We start from the raw sequence: 228 nt of genomic DNA, 5'->3' as shown, positions 1-228 counted from the left end.
GAAAGCTTTCTTCCAACTGGTAATCTAAAAAGAGAGCTCTACGAAACTGGAAAGAAGACACTCTTTGAATGTGGCTATTATGAAGTTGGAATGGATCACTTTGCCAAGAAAACAAATTATCTCTATCAAGCCTTTGATAAGAAGAAACTTCATCGCTCATTTATGGGCTACACAGATGCGAAGTCATCAACGCTTATTGGCCTAGGTGCGACAAGCATTTCTAATACA

1 pseudogene is annotated in these 228 nt (G+C 38.6%); it reads left to right on the top strand.

Going from position 1 to position 228, the window contains the following annotated elements:
- Window positions 1–228, top strand: a pseudogene (locus M901_RS00135) (coproporphyrinogen III oxidase); the annotation flags it as partial.

Origin of the sequence: Bacteriovorax sp. DB6_IX (genome assembly GCF_000447775.1) — a bacterium.
Lineage (GTDB): Bacteria > Bdellovibrionota > Bacteriovoracia > Bacteriovoracales > Bacteriovoracaceae > Halobacteriovorax_A.
This window is presented reverse-complemented; position numbering and strand designations above follow the sequence as displayed.